This is a genomic window from Streptococcus sp. 1171_SSPC (assembly GCF_001069335.1).
GTDB classification, from domain to species: domain Bacteria; phylum Bacillota; class Bacilli; order Lactobacillales; family Streptococcaceae; genus Streptococcus; species Streptococcus xiaochunlingii.
Genome location: NZ_JWAK01000032.1, coordinates 27,845 through 41,416, shown reverse-complemented (window position 1 = coordinate 41,416; position 13,572 = coordinate 27,845). Strand labels below are relative to the sequence as shown.

At 41.9% G+C, this 13,572-nt stretch carries 19 protein-coding genes; 2 read left to right on the top strand and 17 right to left on the bottom strand.

The genetic code is table 11. From position 1 onward, the window contains the following. Positions 1 to 15 precede the first annotated feature (15 nt). The 14 genes from yidD to ADF75_RS06300 form a co-directional block, all read right to left on the bottom strand. Positions 16 to 270 carry a membrane protein insertion efficiency factor YidD gene (yidD, locus tag ADF75_RS06365; RefSeq protein WP_048688293.1) on the bottom strand — a complete coding sequence of 85 codons (255 nt, stop codon included), beginning with the start codon at positions 268 to 270 and terminating at the stop codon, positions 16 to 18. Continuing rightward, positions 270 to 998 (bottom strand): pseudouridine synthase, encoded by a 729-nt coding sequence (locus ADF75_RS06360; RefSeq protein WP_023024093.1) that lies wholly within the window; start codon positions 996 to 998, stop codon positions 270 to 272. The genes yidD and ADF75_RS06360 overlap by 1 nt, the downstream gene beginning before the upstream one ends. After that, entirely contained in the window at positions 988 to 1,557 is a 570-nt protein-coding gene (scpB, locus tag ADF75_RS06355; protein ID WP_048789536.1) for an SMC-Scp complex subunit ScpB, read from the bottom strand. Before scpB ends, ADF75_RS06360 begins: the two co-directional genes overlap by 11 nt. Further along, the gene (locus ADF75_RS06350; protein WP_048688298.1) at positions 1,550 to 2,260 is read right to left on the bottom strand and encodes a segregation/condensation protein A; all 711 of its coding nucleotides are present in this window, start codon (positions 2,258 to 2,260) and stop codon (positions 1,550 to 1,552) included. The genes scpB and ADF75_RS06350 overlap by 8 nt, the downstream gene beginning before the upstream one ends. After that, positions 2,260 to 2,991, bottom strand: coding sequence for a site-specific tyrosine recombinase XerD (gene xerD, locus ADF75_RS06345; protein ID WP_048688302.1), 732 nt, complete (start codon positions 2,989 to 2,991; stop codon positions 2,260 to 2,262). Before xerD ends, ADF75_RS06350 begins: the two co-directional genes overlap by 1 nt. Continuing rightward, a complete protein-coding gene (gene cbpB / locus ADF75_RS06340; RefSeq protein WP_048789535.1) occupies positions 2,988 to 3,449 on the bottom strand; it encodes a cyclic-di-AMP-binding protein CbpB in 462 nt (153 codons plus the stop codon). Before cbpB ends, xerD begins: the two co-directional genes overlap by 4 nt. After that, on the bottom strand, positions 3,446 to 3,967 hold the full coding sequence (locus ADF75_RS06335) for a metallophosphoesterase (protein ID WP_048688308.1): 522 nt from the start codon (positions 3,965 to 3,967) through the stop codon (positions 3,446 to 3,448). Before ADF75_RS06335 ends, cbpB begins: the two co-directional genes overlap by 4 nt. After that, on the bottom strand, positions 3,952 to 4,920 hold the full coding sequence (locus ADF75_RS06330) for a nucleoside-triphosphate diphosphatase (protein WP_048688311.1): 969 nt from the start codon (positions 4,918 to 4,920) through the stop codon (positions 3,952 to 3,954). The genes ADF75_RS06335 and ADF75_RS06330 overlap by 16 nt, the downstream gene beginning before the upstream one ends. Next, a complete protein-coding gene (gene racE, locus ADF75_RS06325) occupies positions 4,917 to 5,711 on the bottom strand; it encodes a glutamate racemase (protein ID WP_048789534.1) in 795 nt (264 codons plus the stop codon). Before racE ends, ADF75_RS06330 begins: the two co-directional genes overlap by 4 nt. Before the next feature lie 79 nt (positions 5,712 to 5,790). Further along, positions 5,791 to 6,033: a YneF family protein gene (locus ADF75_RS06320; RefSeq protein WP_006595782.1), complete on the bottom strand. Its 243-nt coding sequence runs from the start codon at positions 6,031 to 6,033 to the stop codon at positions 5,791 to 5,793. A gap of 56 nt (positions 6,034 to 6,089) precedes the next feature. Beyond that, the gene (locus tag ADF75_RS06315; protein ID WP_048789533.1) at positions 6,090 to 7,340 is read right to left on the bottom strand and encodes a diaminopimelate decarboxylase; all 1,251 of its coding nucleotides are present in this window, start codon (positions 7,338 to 7,340) and stop codon (positions 6,090 to 6,092) included. 82 nt (positions 7,341 to 7,422) lie between these two features. Continuing rightward, complete coding sequence (locus ADF75_RS06310) at positions 7,423 to 8,109, bottom strand: Bax inhibitor-1/YccA family protein (protein ID WP_048789604.1); 687 nt, start codon at positions 8,107 to 8,109, stop codon at positions 7,423 to 7,425. Positions 8,110 to 8,138: 29 nt separating this feature from the next. After that, on the bottom strand, positions 8,139 to 8,627 hold the full coding sequence (locus ADF75_RS06305) for an HD domain-containing protein (protein WP_048789532.1): 489 nt from the start codon (positions 8,625 to 8,627) through the stop codon (positions 8,139 to 8,141). Positions 8,628 to 8,657: 30 nt separating this feature from the next. After that, entirely contained in the window at positions 8,658 to 9,404 is a 747-nt protein-coding gene (locus ADF75_RS06300) for a TrmH family RNA methyltransferase (RefSeq protein WP_048789531.1), read from the bottom strand. A gap of 73 nt (positions 9,405 to 9,477) precedes the next feature. Between ADF75_RS06300 and ADF75_RS06295 the strand changes: the two genes are divergently transcribed. Then, positions 9,478 to 9,756 carry an acylphosphatase gene (locus tag ADF75_RS06295; protein ID WP_048789530.1) on the top strand — a complete coding sequence of 93 codons (279 nt, stop codon included), beginning with the start codon at positions 9,478 to 9,480 and terminating at the stop codon, positions 9,754 to 9,756. Between the two features lie 78 nt (positions 9,757 to 9,834). Further along, positions 9,835 to 10,773, top strand: a complete 939-nt coding sequence (gene yidC / locus ADF75_RS06290; RefSeq protein ID WP_048688323.1) for a membrane protein insertase YidC — start codon at positions 9,835 to 9,837, stop codon at positions 10,771 to 10,773. A gap of 77 nt (positions 10,774 to 10,850) precedes the next feature. Here yidC and greA read toward each other — a convergent pair whose 3' ends face one another. The 3 genes from greA to ADF75_RS06275 all read right to left on the bottom strand — a co-directional run bounded on the left by greA (position 10,851) and on the right by ADF75_RS06275 (position 13,567). Beyond that, a complete protein-coding gene (gene greA, locus ADF75_RS06285; protein ID WP_048688326.1) occupies positions 10,851 to 11,333 on the bottom strand; it encodes a transcription elongation factor GreA in 483 nt (160 codons plus the stop codon). A 60-nt stretch (positions 11,334 to 11,393) separates the two neighbouring features. After that, positions 11,394 to 12,992: an endolytic transglycosylase MltG gene (gene mltG / locus ADF75_RS06280; RefSeq protein ID WP_048789529.1), complete on the bottom strand. Its 1,599-nt coding sequence runs from the start codon at positions 12,990 to 12,992 to the stop codon at positions 11,394 to 11,396. A gap of 74 nt (positions 12,993 to 13,066) precedes the next feature. Continuing rightward, positions 13,067 to 13,567 (bottom strand): GNAT family N-acetyltransferase, encoded by a 501-nt coding sequence (locus tag ADF75_RS06275; protein ID WP_048789528.1) that lies wholly within the window; start codon positions 13,565 to 13,567, stop codon positions 13,067 to 13,069. Between the last annotated feature and the right edge of the window lie 5 nt (positions 13,568 to 13,572).

Here is a 13,572-nt window from a genome sequence, read left to right as displayed (position 1 = left end):
GAAGTTTGCTCTAACTTAATTTTCGCTTTTCTCTTCTTCTAGGTGGCTTCTCAGACTGAAATGATCTGGAACTGGATCTACTCCAGTCTTGCTCCAGGGATGGCAACGAAGAATCCGGGCAAGCCCCATCAGAATCCCTTTTAAACCATGCCGTTCAATTGCCTGGATCATATAGTTGGAACAGGTAGGACTATAGCGACAGGAAGGTGGAAAGAGGGGAGAAAGAAGGCGTTGATAGAGACGAACAAGGCCAATCGCACATTTCTTCATTATTTTTTCGTCTTTGTCACTGCAAGGGTATGCAATTGGCTAATTTCTTTTTTATTGAGACGGCGGTATTCACCAGGACGAAGTCCAGAAACGTCTAGATTTCCAAATTGGGTCCGGGACAATTTATCCACCAAGAGGCCAACGGCTTCAAACATCTTTTTGACCTGGTGATTGCGTCCTTCATGGATGGTCAATTGGACAACTGAGCGATTCTTTTCTGGATCCACCTTTAGAATCTCATAGGTTGCTGGCTTGGTCTTTTTGCCATCGATGGTCACACCACGAGTCAAGGGACGCAAGTTTTCTTTGTTCGCCAATCCCTTCACGCGCGCAACATAAACCTTATCAATCTCATTACGCGGGTGGATCATTTCATCCGTAAAATCACCATCATTGGTCAAAATCAGGACACCAGAAGTATCCCAGTCCAAACGACCGACAGGATAAATCCGTTCCTTGACTTGCGGTAACAAATCAATAACAGTTGGTCTCCCTTTATCGTCTGATACACTGGAGATGACCCCTCTTGGTTTATTTAAGAGGTAGTAAACCTTCTCCTCATTGTATATTGGTTGACCTTCTACTTCTACCTTGTCTCCAGACTTGATCGTCGTCGCCAATTCACGGACCACTTGGCCATTTACAGTGACAAGGCCTTGCTTAATCAATTCCTCTGCTTTGCGGCGGCTTGCGACACCAGCATGAGCAATATATTTATTAATTCTCATCAATTTCCTCCGTTCTTTCTGTAAATAATTGGCTTTCTTGACCGATTAACTCCGTCTCTTCAACAATTGGTAGCTCGTCTAGATGGTTTATCCCCATGTAATCCAAAAAGTAATCTGTCGTCACATAGAGATTGGGTCTCCCAATGACTTCTTTCTTCCCATCTTCTCGAATCAACTCAAAAGAAAGTAATTTTGAAATAGCCCCACTAGAGTTCACCCCTCGAATATCATCGACTTCAATCCGAGTAATCGGCTGTTTATAGGCAATGATGGAGAGAGTTTCCAAGGCGGCACGAGAGAGACTTTGATTCATTGGTGACTTTGAATACTCACGTAACAGCTCTGCATATTGGGACTTGGTCACTAATTTATAGGTTGACGCTGTCTCTAATAAGGCCATACTAGAATCTTGATCCTGCTCATATTTCTGGGCCAATTTTTCTAAACTTTGAATCACCCCTGTGGGAGGAAGGGATAAGAGATCGGCAATCTGCCTAATTGTCAAACCATCTTCTCCTGCAACAAACAAGAGGGCCTCCATCTCTGCAATTTTACTCATTCTTTAATCCTACTAAAATAATATCTCCAAATGGTTCTTCCTGAAGAGCCTCAACTTCTTGTACTTTAATTAATTCCAATGTCGCCAAAAAGACTGTAATTAGTTCATTCACATCCTTGGCTTCCTCAAAAATATCTTGTAGCAAGATTCTCTTACCAGGTTGACACAACTGACGAACAACATTCATCAAGTCTTCAATTTTATACTCGTCTCGAACAATGGTCGTATGATTTTGTCGAAATTCTTCCTTCTTTTTCGTTAGCAATTTTGAAAAGGCCAAGAAAAGATCTATCGTGGTCTTGTCATGGACCAATTCAGCATCATCATAGACTAATTCCGTTTTGGGTTTTGAAAAGTACTGGGCTCTCTCCTCGTGTTGAAGGGCCATCTTTTCACCCAATAGTTTAAACTTCCGGTACTCTTCGATTTGAGATAGGAGATCCTGCTCCAAATCTTCTTCATCCGTTGCTTGCTCCGCAATTTTTGGAAGGAGACGCCGACTCTTAATTAAGGTCAACTGACTGGCCATCAGCATGTATTCACCAGCAACCTCAAGCCGCATGGCTTGAAGGGTCGTTAGATAGGCCAAGTACTGCTCGATCACCTCAATCAGAGGAACCTCATAAATATCCATTTGGTATTTTGAAACGAGGTGTAAGAGAAGATCCAAGGGACCTTCAAAATCCTTTATTTTAATATCCATTACTTATACTTTTCTAAGGTAACAAGAGTTTTTAAACCGAGCTCGCGGGCGATGCTAAACAGATCCATCCCCTGTTCTCTTTGTTTTAAAATGTATTGTTCCCGTAAGGATTGTGCCGAAAGATTCTCAAACCCTTTTTCCAATAGGAAGGACTCTAATTGACGGAAGCCCCACTGACGCGAGTAGGCCTTGCCCTTGTTATCAAATAAATAAGTCCCCGTCATCAAATCCGTCAACTCTCCTAGAAGAGCATCCGGAATACGCAAGACCCGTTTTTGTCCTTCTTTTCCTACGCGTAAAACCTGAAAATCGAGCTCGATATCAACGATTTTCAACTGAAGAATTTCACTAGGCAACAAGCCCATCTCGACAATCAATAGAGCAATCAAGCGACCTTGGGATAGCTCTGACCCTTCCCACAAGAGGGATAAGTCCAATAGTTCTTGATCGTGGCTTTTCGGCACAGAGACTTTTGGAAGAACTAAGCGATGGTAATCCTCAATAACTTGATGTTGATAAAGATAAAACAAAAATTGGTTGACGGCTGAAAGCTTCCGTTTTTGAACAGCTGGTTTAAAATCTTTAATCGAAGCTTGATAAATTCGAAGATTGGTATCTGAGACATGGTTATGAACAGTATCCACGAACTGATCCAAATCATAAGAATAAGCCGTCTGTGAATTTTCACTTAAGTCTTTTTCTTTGATAAAACTAGCTATGTATTCTTTCATTTTTTCCTCATCTCATATTCGTGTGAGAAATTGTGCATGAGGGAGTTGATGGCTTTTAAAATAGATTTTCGAGTGATGATCCCTTCAAAGATTCCATCCTCTGAAACAACCGGTAGAAAGGATTCCTCTACCAACTTATGCAAGACTTCCGTCACAGTATAGTCTTTTCCAAGGCGCTCCCCATCCGTTTTTGTCATATGAACGATGTCCATGGATGAAAAGACTTCATCAGAATAATCATGTTTCATTTGGTAAGAAAGAATATCTGTTAAAGAAATCGTCCCTACGTATTTCATTTGATCGGTCACAACAGGAACACGAGTGTAGCTAATTTGACTCAGCACCAAGATGGCATGATCCACATTATGCGTATCAATCAAAACAGCTAAATTGCGCGCTGGAGTCAAAAAAGTCTTTTCTTCTCGGAGAATAAACTTCTCAAATTCCTTGGCGATCATCGATCAAACTCCTTTGTAAGAGGTTCATAGACCTCGTGTTTCCGATTTAAAAATTCAACTCGATAGGAATCTGCATCAATTTCCACTTTAGCATAGAGGCACTCTTGAATAGGCCCCCTCGGTAAACTGACTGACCCAGGGTTCAGAAAAAGGGTACGCCCTTCCTTCCAAGCATCCGGAATATGCAGATGGCCATAGAGGCAGATATCTGCATCTTCTTCCTGGGCCCACAAATCTAACTTTTGAAAACTAAAATTAATTTGGAAAAGATGACCATGGGTTTGAATAATCCGAGTAGGACCCAATTGCGTCACCAGACGTTCGGGGTACTCCCCATAAAAGTCCATGTTCCCTTTGACAACATGAATGCCTTCCCATACAGGGTCGGTACTTTCTAACTCAGAATCACCGTTGTGAAAAATGGCATCGACCTTTCCTTTATAGTGGTTTTTGATTTCTTCTACGATCTGACGATCGCCATGAGAATCGCTCATGACGATAATTACTTGTTCTGCCATGCTGGGAATACCTCCACTAATTTCTTCACGGCTAAAGCACGATGCGATTGTTGATTTTTCTCCTCTAGAGTTAGTTGAGCAGATGTCTTACCTGTTTCTCCTACCAGAAAGAGGGGATCATAGCCAAACCCGTTCTCACCTTTTGGTTCAAAATTGATATATCCTGGCCAATCCGCCTCCACAACAAGGCTCTCCTTACCAGGACTGGCAACCACTAAGGTTGTATGAAATTTTGCTGACCGATCCTTCAATTCAAAGACCATCGCCAACTCGTGTAAGAGCTTGGCATTGTTCTCTAAGTCGGTCGCTCCTACACCTGCAAAGCGAGCAGACCAGACACCTGGTAAGCCCCCAAGGATATCGACCATGAGTCCTGAATCATCTGCCAACACCATTTTCCCTGTTAGCTGTGAAATTGTCTCAGCTTTTAGGCGAGCATTTTCTTCGAAAGTCATTCCTGTTTCAGCGACTTCTGGAAGATCTGGATAGTCATTGAGATTCTCGACTTCAAAACCCATTTGTTCAAAGATCTGACGAAACTCTTTGGTTTTTCCTTCATTCCGAGTAGCGATTAGCAAGCGATCCTTAAGACCTTCCTGGCCCAAAAAATCTGCAAGTGGAAGACCATTCTTTGGCAGATAAACAGAGAGCAATTGCTCTCCTTCTACAATGAGAAGAGCTCCTTGACGCTGCACGATTTCAATTTTGCGACCTAGTGTTTCCTCAACGATTTGAAAGAGGAAGGTCAAAAACTGCAAACTAGAGGCGTAACGAACAACCGTTACATTTAGGGGAAAGCCCAAATCTGTGTCTCCAACTAGTGATTCTACTAGGTCAACAAGCTCAGAAGCTTCTGAAGAGACTTCACTATATTCGTTATAGTCACTCCGATCTCCCCATTCAGCTAGAAACCAATTTAAGGCATCTTTGTATTCATAAATCTTTTGGTTCATAATTCTACATGCTCCACATGAACGACTTGATGCAACCAAGTCTTGGCAATCGCTGCAAAACTGGCTGCATTGGCCGTTGTATAAAACTGATGGTGGCAGTCCTCCAGTTGACGACTGCGATTAATCTCAAAGTAGTTGAGCAAGACCGAGATATCCCGGACACACTCAGCACCGCTATCAATTAACTGAACCTCTGGCCCCATGACATTTTGAATAATAGGGCGAAGGAGAGGATAATGGGTGCATCCCAAAACCAGTGTATCTACTTTCCCAGCCAAAGGTTTCAAGGTTTCATAGACAACTTTTTTTGTAACACTGGACTGCAACTCATTAGATTCAACCAGAGGGACAAATTTCGGACAAGCTAAACTCTCTACTGCCATTTCTGGTGACAGGCTTTGAATTCTTTTCCGATAAATATCTGAAGCGACCGTCATTGGGGTCCCAATGACTCCAATTCGTTTGCTTTTTGTCGCCTTGATCGCTGCGGAAGCTCCTGGCAAAATCACTCCTAGAACGGGGATATCCAAGGCTTCTTTCACCTCTTCCCATACAACAGCTGTCGCCGTATTACAGGCCAAAACAATCATCTTCACATTTTTCGTTAGGAGAAAACGAACCATCTCCCAAGTATAGTCACGAATTTGATCTGCTGGTCTCGGGCCATAAGGTGCTCTAGCGGAATCACCAATATAGACCACCTCTTCATGGGGGAGTTGCCGCATCAATTCGCTAACAACGGTTAACCCTCCGACACCCGAATCCAAAAAACCAATTGGTCGATTGTCCATCTGCCTTCCTTTCAAAACAAGGGACCAAGAAAAATCTTAAAGTCCCCCTACTTATTTTATTGTGTCATCTGTTTTGCTTTTATTTCTTCTTCGTATTCAAAGATGCTTTTTGTTGATTCAGAATTTGACGGTAAACTTGTTGCACCTTCGCTTCACTTGGACGTTGACCACTAGCTCCCAACAATGTACGAACTGCTTCAACATTCAAACGTGGGTTTGATGCAAATTCTTTTTCAAACTGCTTGCGAAGTAGGTACATACCTGCCAACATTCCACCAAAGAAAGCAAGGATAATCAATAAAATTGTCAAAAATGTAGACATAAGTGTTTTTCTCCTAAATTCAATATTTACACATTTTCTATTATACCAAAAAGGCCCTATTTTTCAAAGTCAAAGCCATACAATGTTGCAAAGTAATCCTCTGGTTTTTCGGCCCGTCGGATGAGACGAGTTTGGCCTGATTCTTCTAATAAAATCTCCGCAGAGCGGAGCTTGGCATTGTACTGATAGCCCATGGAATATCCATGCGCTCCTGTATCATGGATGACCAAAAGATCCCCAATTTCAGAGACAGGAAATTCCCGATTTTTGGCAAACTTGTCATTGTTTTCACACAAACTACCAACAATGTCTACTATTTCTGTCTTTCCATCTGGTCGATCCAGATTAGTGATATGGTGGTAGGCCCCGTACATAGCGGGACGGAGGAGGTTGACAGCCGAAGCATCTACTCCTAGATAGGTCCGATAAGTCTGTTTCTTATGGGTGACATGGGTGACCAATAGGCCATGTGGGGCTAGCATAAAGCGGCCTAATTCCGTATAGATTTTCACTTGATCTAAGCCCACTGGAACTAAAATGTCCTCGTAAGCCCGACGAACACCTTCCCCAATCACAGCAATATCATTTGGTTGGTCTTCTGGTTTGTAGTTCACTCCAACCCCACCAGAGAGGTTGACAAAGTCCAAGGTAACCCCTGTCTTTTCAACTACTTCTACTGCCAACTGGAATAATTGCTTAGCCAATTCTGGATAGTAATCATTGGAGACGGTATTCGAAGCTAAGAGGGCATGGATCCCAAATCGTTTGACTCCTAAATCTTTCAACTCCGTAAATGCTTGGATCAATTGCTCCTTGGTCATGCCAAACTTAGCCTCTTCAGGATGGTCCATGATATCCGTTCCCAGTTCAAACACCCCTCCTGGATTATAGCGGCAAGAGATGACCTCCGGTAGTGTCGCAACAGATTGTAGGAAGGCTACATCTTCGTAGGCATCCAAGTTGATAGTCGCTCCTAGCTGACGGGCAAAGACCATCTCTTCAGCCGGTGTATTGTTGGAAGAAAACATGATTTCTTGGCCTGTAAACCCTAATTTTTGTGCCATCAACAATTCCACATAGCTAGCACAGTCCACGCCACAGCCTTCTTCTTTGAGGATTTTTAGGATGGCTGGATTAGGGGTCGCTTTGATAGCGAAATACTCCTTAAAGCCTGGATTCCAAGAAAAGGCTTGATGGAGGGCACGAGCTGTCTGCCGGATCCCAGCTTCATCATATAGGTGAAAGGGAGTTGGATAGGTTTCCGTAATTTGTTTTAATCTTTCTCTACTAATAAATGGACGTTTCATGTGAAGATTCTCTTTTCTATCAATTTTCTTTAGTATATCACAAGTTTTCCAACAAAAAAAGCCGGTTTCCCGGCTCTTTCGATTAATCGTTGCGTCCAAAAATACGCAAGATATTGATGAACAAGTTGATGAAATCAAGATAGAGTTCCAAAGCCAAAGCAACAACCCAACCATTGGTTGGCTGACCATTGGATTGTTCATAGACATAACGAATCTTTTGGTTATCCCAAGCAGTCAAACCTGCAAAGATGATAACACAAAGAATGCTAAGGACATAATCCATACCAGAGCTTTGTAAGAAGATGTTCGCAATCGAAGCAATGATAATACCAATCAAGGCCCCCATAAATGCTCGTCCCATTCCAGACAAGTCTTTTTTGGTCACACGACCAATGGCTGACATGATGAAGAACATCAAGGCACTAACGACGAAGGCTTTATAAACTGTCGCTTGAGCATAGCGTGCAATGATAAAACTCAAGGTAAAGCCATTCAGAGCTGAATAAGTTAAAAAGAGAGGCAAGGCCATGGGATTGTTTTTCACAGATTGTCTCGAAGCGACCAAGACCAAAATCAATTCAACAGCAATGGCAATATAGTAGACCCATGGAGCCTGAGTTAGAATATATATGAAGGTTTCTTGGAAAATGGTCATCATCAATGCTGAGACGACAGCAGAAACTCCAACTCCAACCCCGACTAAAGAATAAATTTTGCTATAAAAGCTATTAAGACCACTTTGTTCGTGGATAACGGTTTGTTGATTCATCATCAATCATTCCTTTCAAACTTAAATTATTATGATTTTAACATTTTTCGATGGAAAAGTCTCCTCTTTGACCACTTTTTTCTCATTGGTTCTGAGGCTTCTTTGATCGCCCAGTATTTATCGACCATGGTCACGAGGAAAGATTCTTTGTAGCGAGGTGGAGCAAGCGTCAAGCCCCACATATGTTTGAGGATGATGTCCTCTTCTTTTTTATTGAGGCTTGTTATCTTTTTGGCATTTCGGACAGCTATCCGAGGATGTACCCAGGCATGGCTCTTGTTAAATTTGACCTGCCGCCAGTCGTAGTAAAAAAGATCGTGTAAGAGAGCTCCCCTTGCTGTACTTTTGGTATCCCAGCCCATCTTCTTAGAAATGCGGTAGCTGGTGTAGCTAACGTGAATGGAATGCGCCAAACGGTTGGAATGAATATGGTGGGGAATTTCCTTTAATTTTTGAAGTTTGGGATGCTGGATCAAATGTCCGACTTCAGCCATATATTCTTTGTCTTGTCGATACATGCGTCTCACCTCCTCTATCTGACTAACGCACTATTCTTCAATCATAGAAAAGATCAAAATCCCTGCAGCAACAGCGACATTCAGACTCTCTGCCTGACCTGGCATGGTGATATGAACCAGCTGATCTGCCTTCTCAGCCATCTGGTCACTAATACCTTGTCCTTCATTCCCCATGACCAGTACAAAAGCAGGGACTTTCTCCACTTGCTTATAGTCAATAGAATCCTGAGACAAGGTGGTCGCATAGATGGGTAGCTGACTTTCTTCAATGGCTGTTAAGAGTTGCTCTTTAGGCAGACGGATAACAGGAAGATGAAAATGACTCCCCTGCATAGAGCGCAAGGTTTTCATATTATACAAATCTGCTGATTGATCGGTTAGAAGCACCCCGTCAAAGCCTGCTGCGTCAGCAGTCCGAATCATAGTTCCGACATTTCCTGGATCTTGAACATCCTCTAACAATAAATACCGTCCTTGAGCCAGTTGAAGACGCTGGATCGGCTGTATCTTAATTTCTGCCACGATTCCTTGAGGGCTTTTGGAATCAGCAATTTCTGATAAAACCTCAGGACTTACGATGGTCACCTTCGTATCTTTTTTGATCTTATCTACAAACTCTTCCAGAACAAAGACTTGTTCAATCGGAGCCTGATGATTGATAGCTTCTTCATAAAGATGCCAGCCCTCGATCAGGTAGGAGTCGATTCGGTATTTTTTTTGATGAAGTTTTTTAACTTTTTTAATCCCATTATTGGACTTAGAGGTTATAATATTCATAAGACTATTATACCACATTCACAGGAGGAGCTTCTCCGTCCTGAGTAGGAATTCAAGCACAAGGAGGACAAGCATGCAAAAAGTTGAAATGACAGCCCAAGGTCGAGTTCAAGGTGTTGGCTTCCGTTGGGGAGTTTATAGCTTAGCACTAGAAATTGGAGGCATTACAGGTCGGGTCTGGAACAATGATGACGGAACGGTCACTATCCTTGCTACCTGCGAAGACAATGCCCGCATGGCCAAATTTATCCAAGAAATACGAAAAGGTCCTACTCCTTTTTCAAAGGTTTCTTATCTGGACGTCCATCTGGCAAACTTCGAACCCTACAAAGATTTTAAAATTTCAAATTAAGTCCAGAGAACTATTGTTAATTTGATAAAAAAACAGTAGAATAGAAAGGTATTATTTAAAATTAAAGGATTATAACTCGTGAAAAAATATAAACGTTATCTACTTGCTGCTCTCAGCTTGTCTGCCCTCCTCCTCTTAACAGGATGTGTCAGCATCGACAAGACAACCAAACAACCAACTGGTTTCGTCTGGAACCTCATTGGAAAACCGATGGGGGAAGCCATCAATTTCTTTGCGACAGATCTTGGACTTGGCTTTGGACTGGGGATTATCTTAGTAACCGTAATCGTTCGAATCATCATCTTCCCTCTAGGTATTTATCAATCTTGGAAAGCAACCTACCAGTCTGAGAAGATGAACTACCTAAAACCAATCTTTGCGCCGATCCAAGAACGCATCAAAAATGCGGAGACTCAAGAAGAGAAATTATTGGCCAACTCTGAATTGATGGATGCTCAAAAAGCAAATGGTGTCAGCCCATTCGGCGGCATTGGCTGTTTGCCTTTGTTGATTCAAATGCCTTTCTTCTCTGCCCTATATTTTGCAGCTCAATACACTCCAGGTATTAGCAAGGACTCTTTCCTTGGCATTGGTCTCGGTTCAAAAAGTCTAGCTTTAACCTTAGTTGTTGCTGTTCTTTACTACATTCAAAGCATGCTCTCTCTCCATGGTATAGAAGATGAAAACCAAAGAGAAACTATGAAGAAAACAGCTCTCGTAAGCCCTATTATGATTGCAGTCTTCTCTTTGATGGCACCAGCTGGTGTCACTCTCTACTGGGTAGTCGGTGGTTTCGTACAGATTATTCAACAATTTGTCATCAACTACCTCATCCGTCCAAGATTGCGCAAACAAGTTGCTGAGGAATATAAAAACAACCCTCCAAAAGCTCCAGCATCCAATGGACGTCGTGTAAAAAAAGATATCACACCTACTAATCCAACCAACGCTAAACGTTCCCTTCCAACTAACGGAAACAAAAAACGAAACGCTGGAAAACAACGCAACCGTAACTAACACTAGCAAAAAGGCCGAGATATCATCTCGGCTTTTCCATTACTACAAAAAAAATGAGAGTGACTCACTCTCATTTTTTATTCTGTTTTTTCAACGTTTAAGATTTTCACTTGGTAGCTTCCTGCTGGAGTTTCAATCGTCACAGTGTCCCCTGTTTTGTTACCAATTAAGGCATGACCGATTGGACTTTCATTTGAGATCTTACCAGCAAAAGCATCCGCTCCAGCTGAACCAACAATAATGTAAACATCTTCTTCGTCTTCGCCAATTTCTTGCACGGTAACTGTTTTTCCGATTGCTACTTCATCAACAGCGACAGCATCGCTGTCGACAATTTCAGCATAACGAATTTTTGTTTCTAGGCTGGAGATTTGCCCTTCAACAAAAGCCTGTTCGTCTTTAGCTGCTTCGTATTCACTGTTTTCTGAAAGGTCTCCGTAAGAACGAGCAATTTTAATCCGCTCTACAACTTCTGGACGACGAACTAATTTCAATTCTTCTAATTCTAGTTCTAACTTTTGCTTTTCAGCTAGGGTCATTGGATAGGTTTTTTCTGCCATATTTCTTTCTCTTTTCTATTATTTTTTCGAACTAAAAAGGTGTGGCATGCCACATCCTCCTTAGTTTGAGCTGCTTTCTGTTAATTTGCTATTCACGTGTTCTTCCACGTTTTTAGTGTGTTCCTCATAAGTTTTTGCAAAATAGACTTCCCCAGTCTCTACATTTGCTACAAAGTAGAGGTAGTCTGTCTTGCTTGGGTTAACGGCTGCTTCAATTGCAGATACCCCTGGACTATCTACTGGACCAGGCATCAAACCAGTATTCTTGTAGATATTATAAGGTGAATCGATATTGGTGTCAATCGTTGCGTCTTCTTTTAGTGTCGTCTTCTTGCCTAATTGGCCTTGTGCGTACAAGATAGCAATATTACTTTGAAGAGGCATATCTTGATTCAAACGGTTATAAAAGACGCTTGCAATATCCTTGCGGTCTTTATCGGTAGCACCTTCTTTTTCAATCAAAGAAGCCAGCGTCAATGCCTCATTGACATCAATATTTTTAGCTTCCATGGTGTCATAGTAGGCTGAAAGATTTTGGTCCATTGCAGCTAACATCTGGTCTACAAGATCTTCCATTTTACTATTTTTTCCATAGCCATAAGTAGCTGGGAAGAGATATCCCTCCAAGCGGTAGCGTACGCCACTTTCTTTGGACGGCAAGGTTGCTAGTAACTTAGGATATTTGGCTACCATCTTTTCAATAAAAGCATCATCTTGGATGACTTTTAAGAATTCTTCTTGCGTATATGGAGTCTTGGCACCAGATTTGGAGCTTGCATCCACAGATACCACTTTCGCGATTTGATCAATCGTGTAACCCTCAGGAATCGTAATTTTTCCTAAAACTGGTGGTTCTGGGGTTTTAGTCCCTTGCTCTTGCAATTTTTGAATAATGGTATCGAGATCCATACTCTTTTGTAGATTGAAATAACCGGATTGGAAGTTCCCATAATTCTTGAACTTGGTGTAATAGTTGAAGAACTGGCCATTCTTAATCAAGCCTTTTTTCTCCAAAATAGTTCCAATTTCACGATTGCTAGAACCAGCAGGTATTTCAACGGTTACAAACTCTGTAGCCTTGGCATCCATGGCATTTAAGTTAGATTGAACATAGGTCACTGCAAAAATTCCAGTTGCAATTATTAAAACTAAAAGAATTCCTAAAACCGTCAAGACAATCCGCTTCGCAATAGTATTCTGTTTTTTCTTTTTTTGAACACGTTGGTCACGATCCTTGCGCGAAACACTAGATACCGGTTTTTCTTTTCTCGAAACAGCTACAGGCTGACTTGAACTTTCTGCTTCTCGAGTTGGCTCTTCGATTGGTAGAGGTGTTTCTTCTTGGTTCTCTTCGGCTACTTCCTGAATTGCAGGGACCTCTGTAACCTCTGGCACTTCTACTCTTTCTACTTCCACTGGAATCTCTACTGTTTCCTGAACCTCAGACTCTTCTGACACAAGCTCTGGAAGCGTTCCTTCCGTCTCGCCTTCTTTTTTTTCTGGAATAGAGATTTCTTGAACAGGTAAGTCATATTCTTTTTCAGCTTGTAAAATCTGCTTATTGGCTTCTTCAAGATCACGGAGAATTCGCTCTTTAAAGCTTAATAATTTTTCATTCTCTTGTTGGTTATCAGTCAAATACTTGACCTCCCTTGTCATAATCCTTAATATTATATCTTAAAAGGGATAGAAAAGCAATAGGAACGAGGCTTGAGCGCCTCAAATCCTATTGATCAGTTACTTGATGGAACCTCCCATACTAAATCGTACCAAACTTCTCCAGCATAGTTAGAGTCCGAGCGTCCTTCGTTTACAAAGCCGTTCCTTTCATAATACTCAATCAAGTAATCATGACAGGTCAAACTAACCCCTTCCCGTCCTTCTTCTAAGGCAAGATTTTTCATGGCTTCAAGCAGGGCTTTCCCGACCCCTAAGCCTTGGACAGACGGGGAAATCGAAAGACTCGTAAGGGTAATATAACCTCCTGGTAGATGGGACTCGTCTTTTACGTCCGCTGTAAAAGAGCGGTCCTCGACATATCTAGTTTGTGTCACTGGGCCTTCTAAATAGCCTAGGAGTTGGCCATCCTTGTCAGCGACTAAAAAGCTATTATTAAACGTTTCAATATGTTTTGCAAGCACCGTCTTATCTATTGCCTCTTCTGGACTAAAATTTTCCAGTTCTATGGCAACGATGGCTTCTAAATCCTTCATAGTTGCACGACGAATGTTCATTTTTC

Coding starts and splice junctions, on each gene's coding strand:
- xerD (WP_048688302.1), bottom strand. CDS start 2,991: ATGAAAGAATACATAGCTAGTTTTATCAAAGAAAAAGACTTAAGTGAA.
- ADF75_RS06330 (WP_048688311.1), bottom strand. CDS start 4,920: ATGAACCAAAAGATTTATGAATACAAAGATGCCTTAAATTGGTTTCTA.
- ADF75_RS06315 (WP_048789533.1), bottom strand. CDS start 7,340: ATGAAACGTCCATTTATTAGTAGAGAAAGATTAAAACAAATTACGGAA.
- racE (WP_048789534.1), bottom strand. CDS start 5,711: ATGGACAATCGACCAATTGGTTTTTTGGATTCGGGTGTCGGAGGGTTA.
- ADF75_RS06350 (WP_048688298.1), bottom strand. CDS start 2,260: ATGGATATTAAAATAAAGGATTTTGAAGGTCCCTTGGATCTTCTCTTA.
- yidD (WP_048688293.1), bottom strand. CDS start 270: ATGAAGAAATGTGCGATTGGCCTTGTTCGTCTCTATCAACGCCTTCTT.
- ADF75_RS06360 (WP_023024093.1), bottom strand. CDS start 998: ATGAGAATTAATAAATATATTGCTCATGCTGGTGTCGCAAGCCGCCGC.
- ADF75_RS06295 (WP_048789530.1), top strand. CDS start 9,478: ATGCAAAAAGTTGAAATGACAGCCCAAGGTCGAGTTCAAGGTGTTGGC.
- ADF75_RS06320 (WP_006595782.1), bottom strand. CDS start 6,033: ATGTCTACATTTTTGACAATTTTATTGATTATCCTTGCTTTCTTTGGT.
- cbpB (WP_048789535.1), bottom strand. CDS start 3,449: ATGATCGCCAAGGAATTTGAGAAGTTTATTCTCCGAGAAGAAAAGACT.
- ADF75_RS06335 (WP_048688308.1), bottom strand. CDS start 3,967: ATGGCAGAACAAGTAATTATCGTCATGAGCGATTCTCATGGCGATCGT.
- ADF75_RS06310 (WP_048789604.1), bottom strand. CDS start 8,109: ATGAATCAACAAACCGTTATCCACGAACAAAGTGGTCTTAATAGCTTT.
- ADF75_RS06300 (WP_048789531.1), bottom strand. CDS start 9,404: ATGAATATTATAACCTCTAAGTCCAATAATGGGATTAAAAAAGTTAAA.
- ADF75_RS06305 (WP_048789532.1), bottom strand. CDS start 8,627: ATGTATCGACAAGACAAAGAATATATGGCTGAAGTCGGACATTTGATC.
- ADF75_RS06275 (WP_048789528.1), bottom strand. CDS start 13,567: ATGAACATTCGTCGTGCAACTATGAAGGATTTAGAAGCCATCGTTGCC.
- greA (WP_048688326.1), bottom strand. CDS start 11,333: ATGGCAGAAAAAACCTATCCAATGACCCTAGCTGAAAAGCAAAAGTTA.
- scpB (WP_048789536.1), bottom strand. CDS start 1,557: ATGAGTAAAATTGCAGAGATGGAGGCCCTCTTGTTTGTTGCAGGAGAA.
- mltG (WP_048789529.1), bottom strand. CDS start 12,992: ATGACAAGGGAGGTCAAGTATTTGACTGATAACCAACAAGAGAATGAA.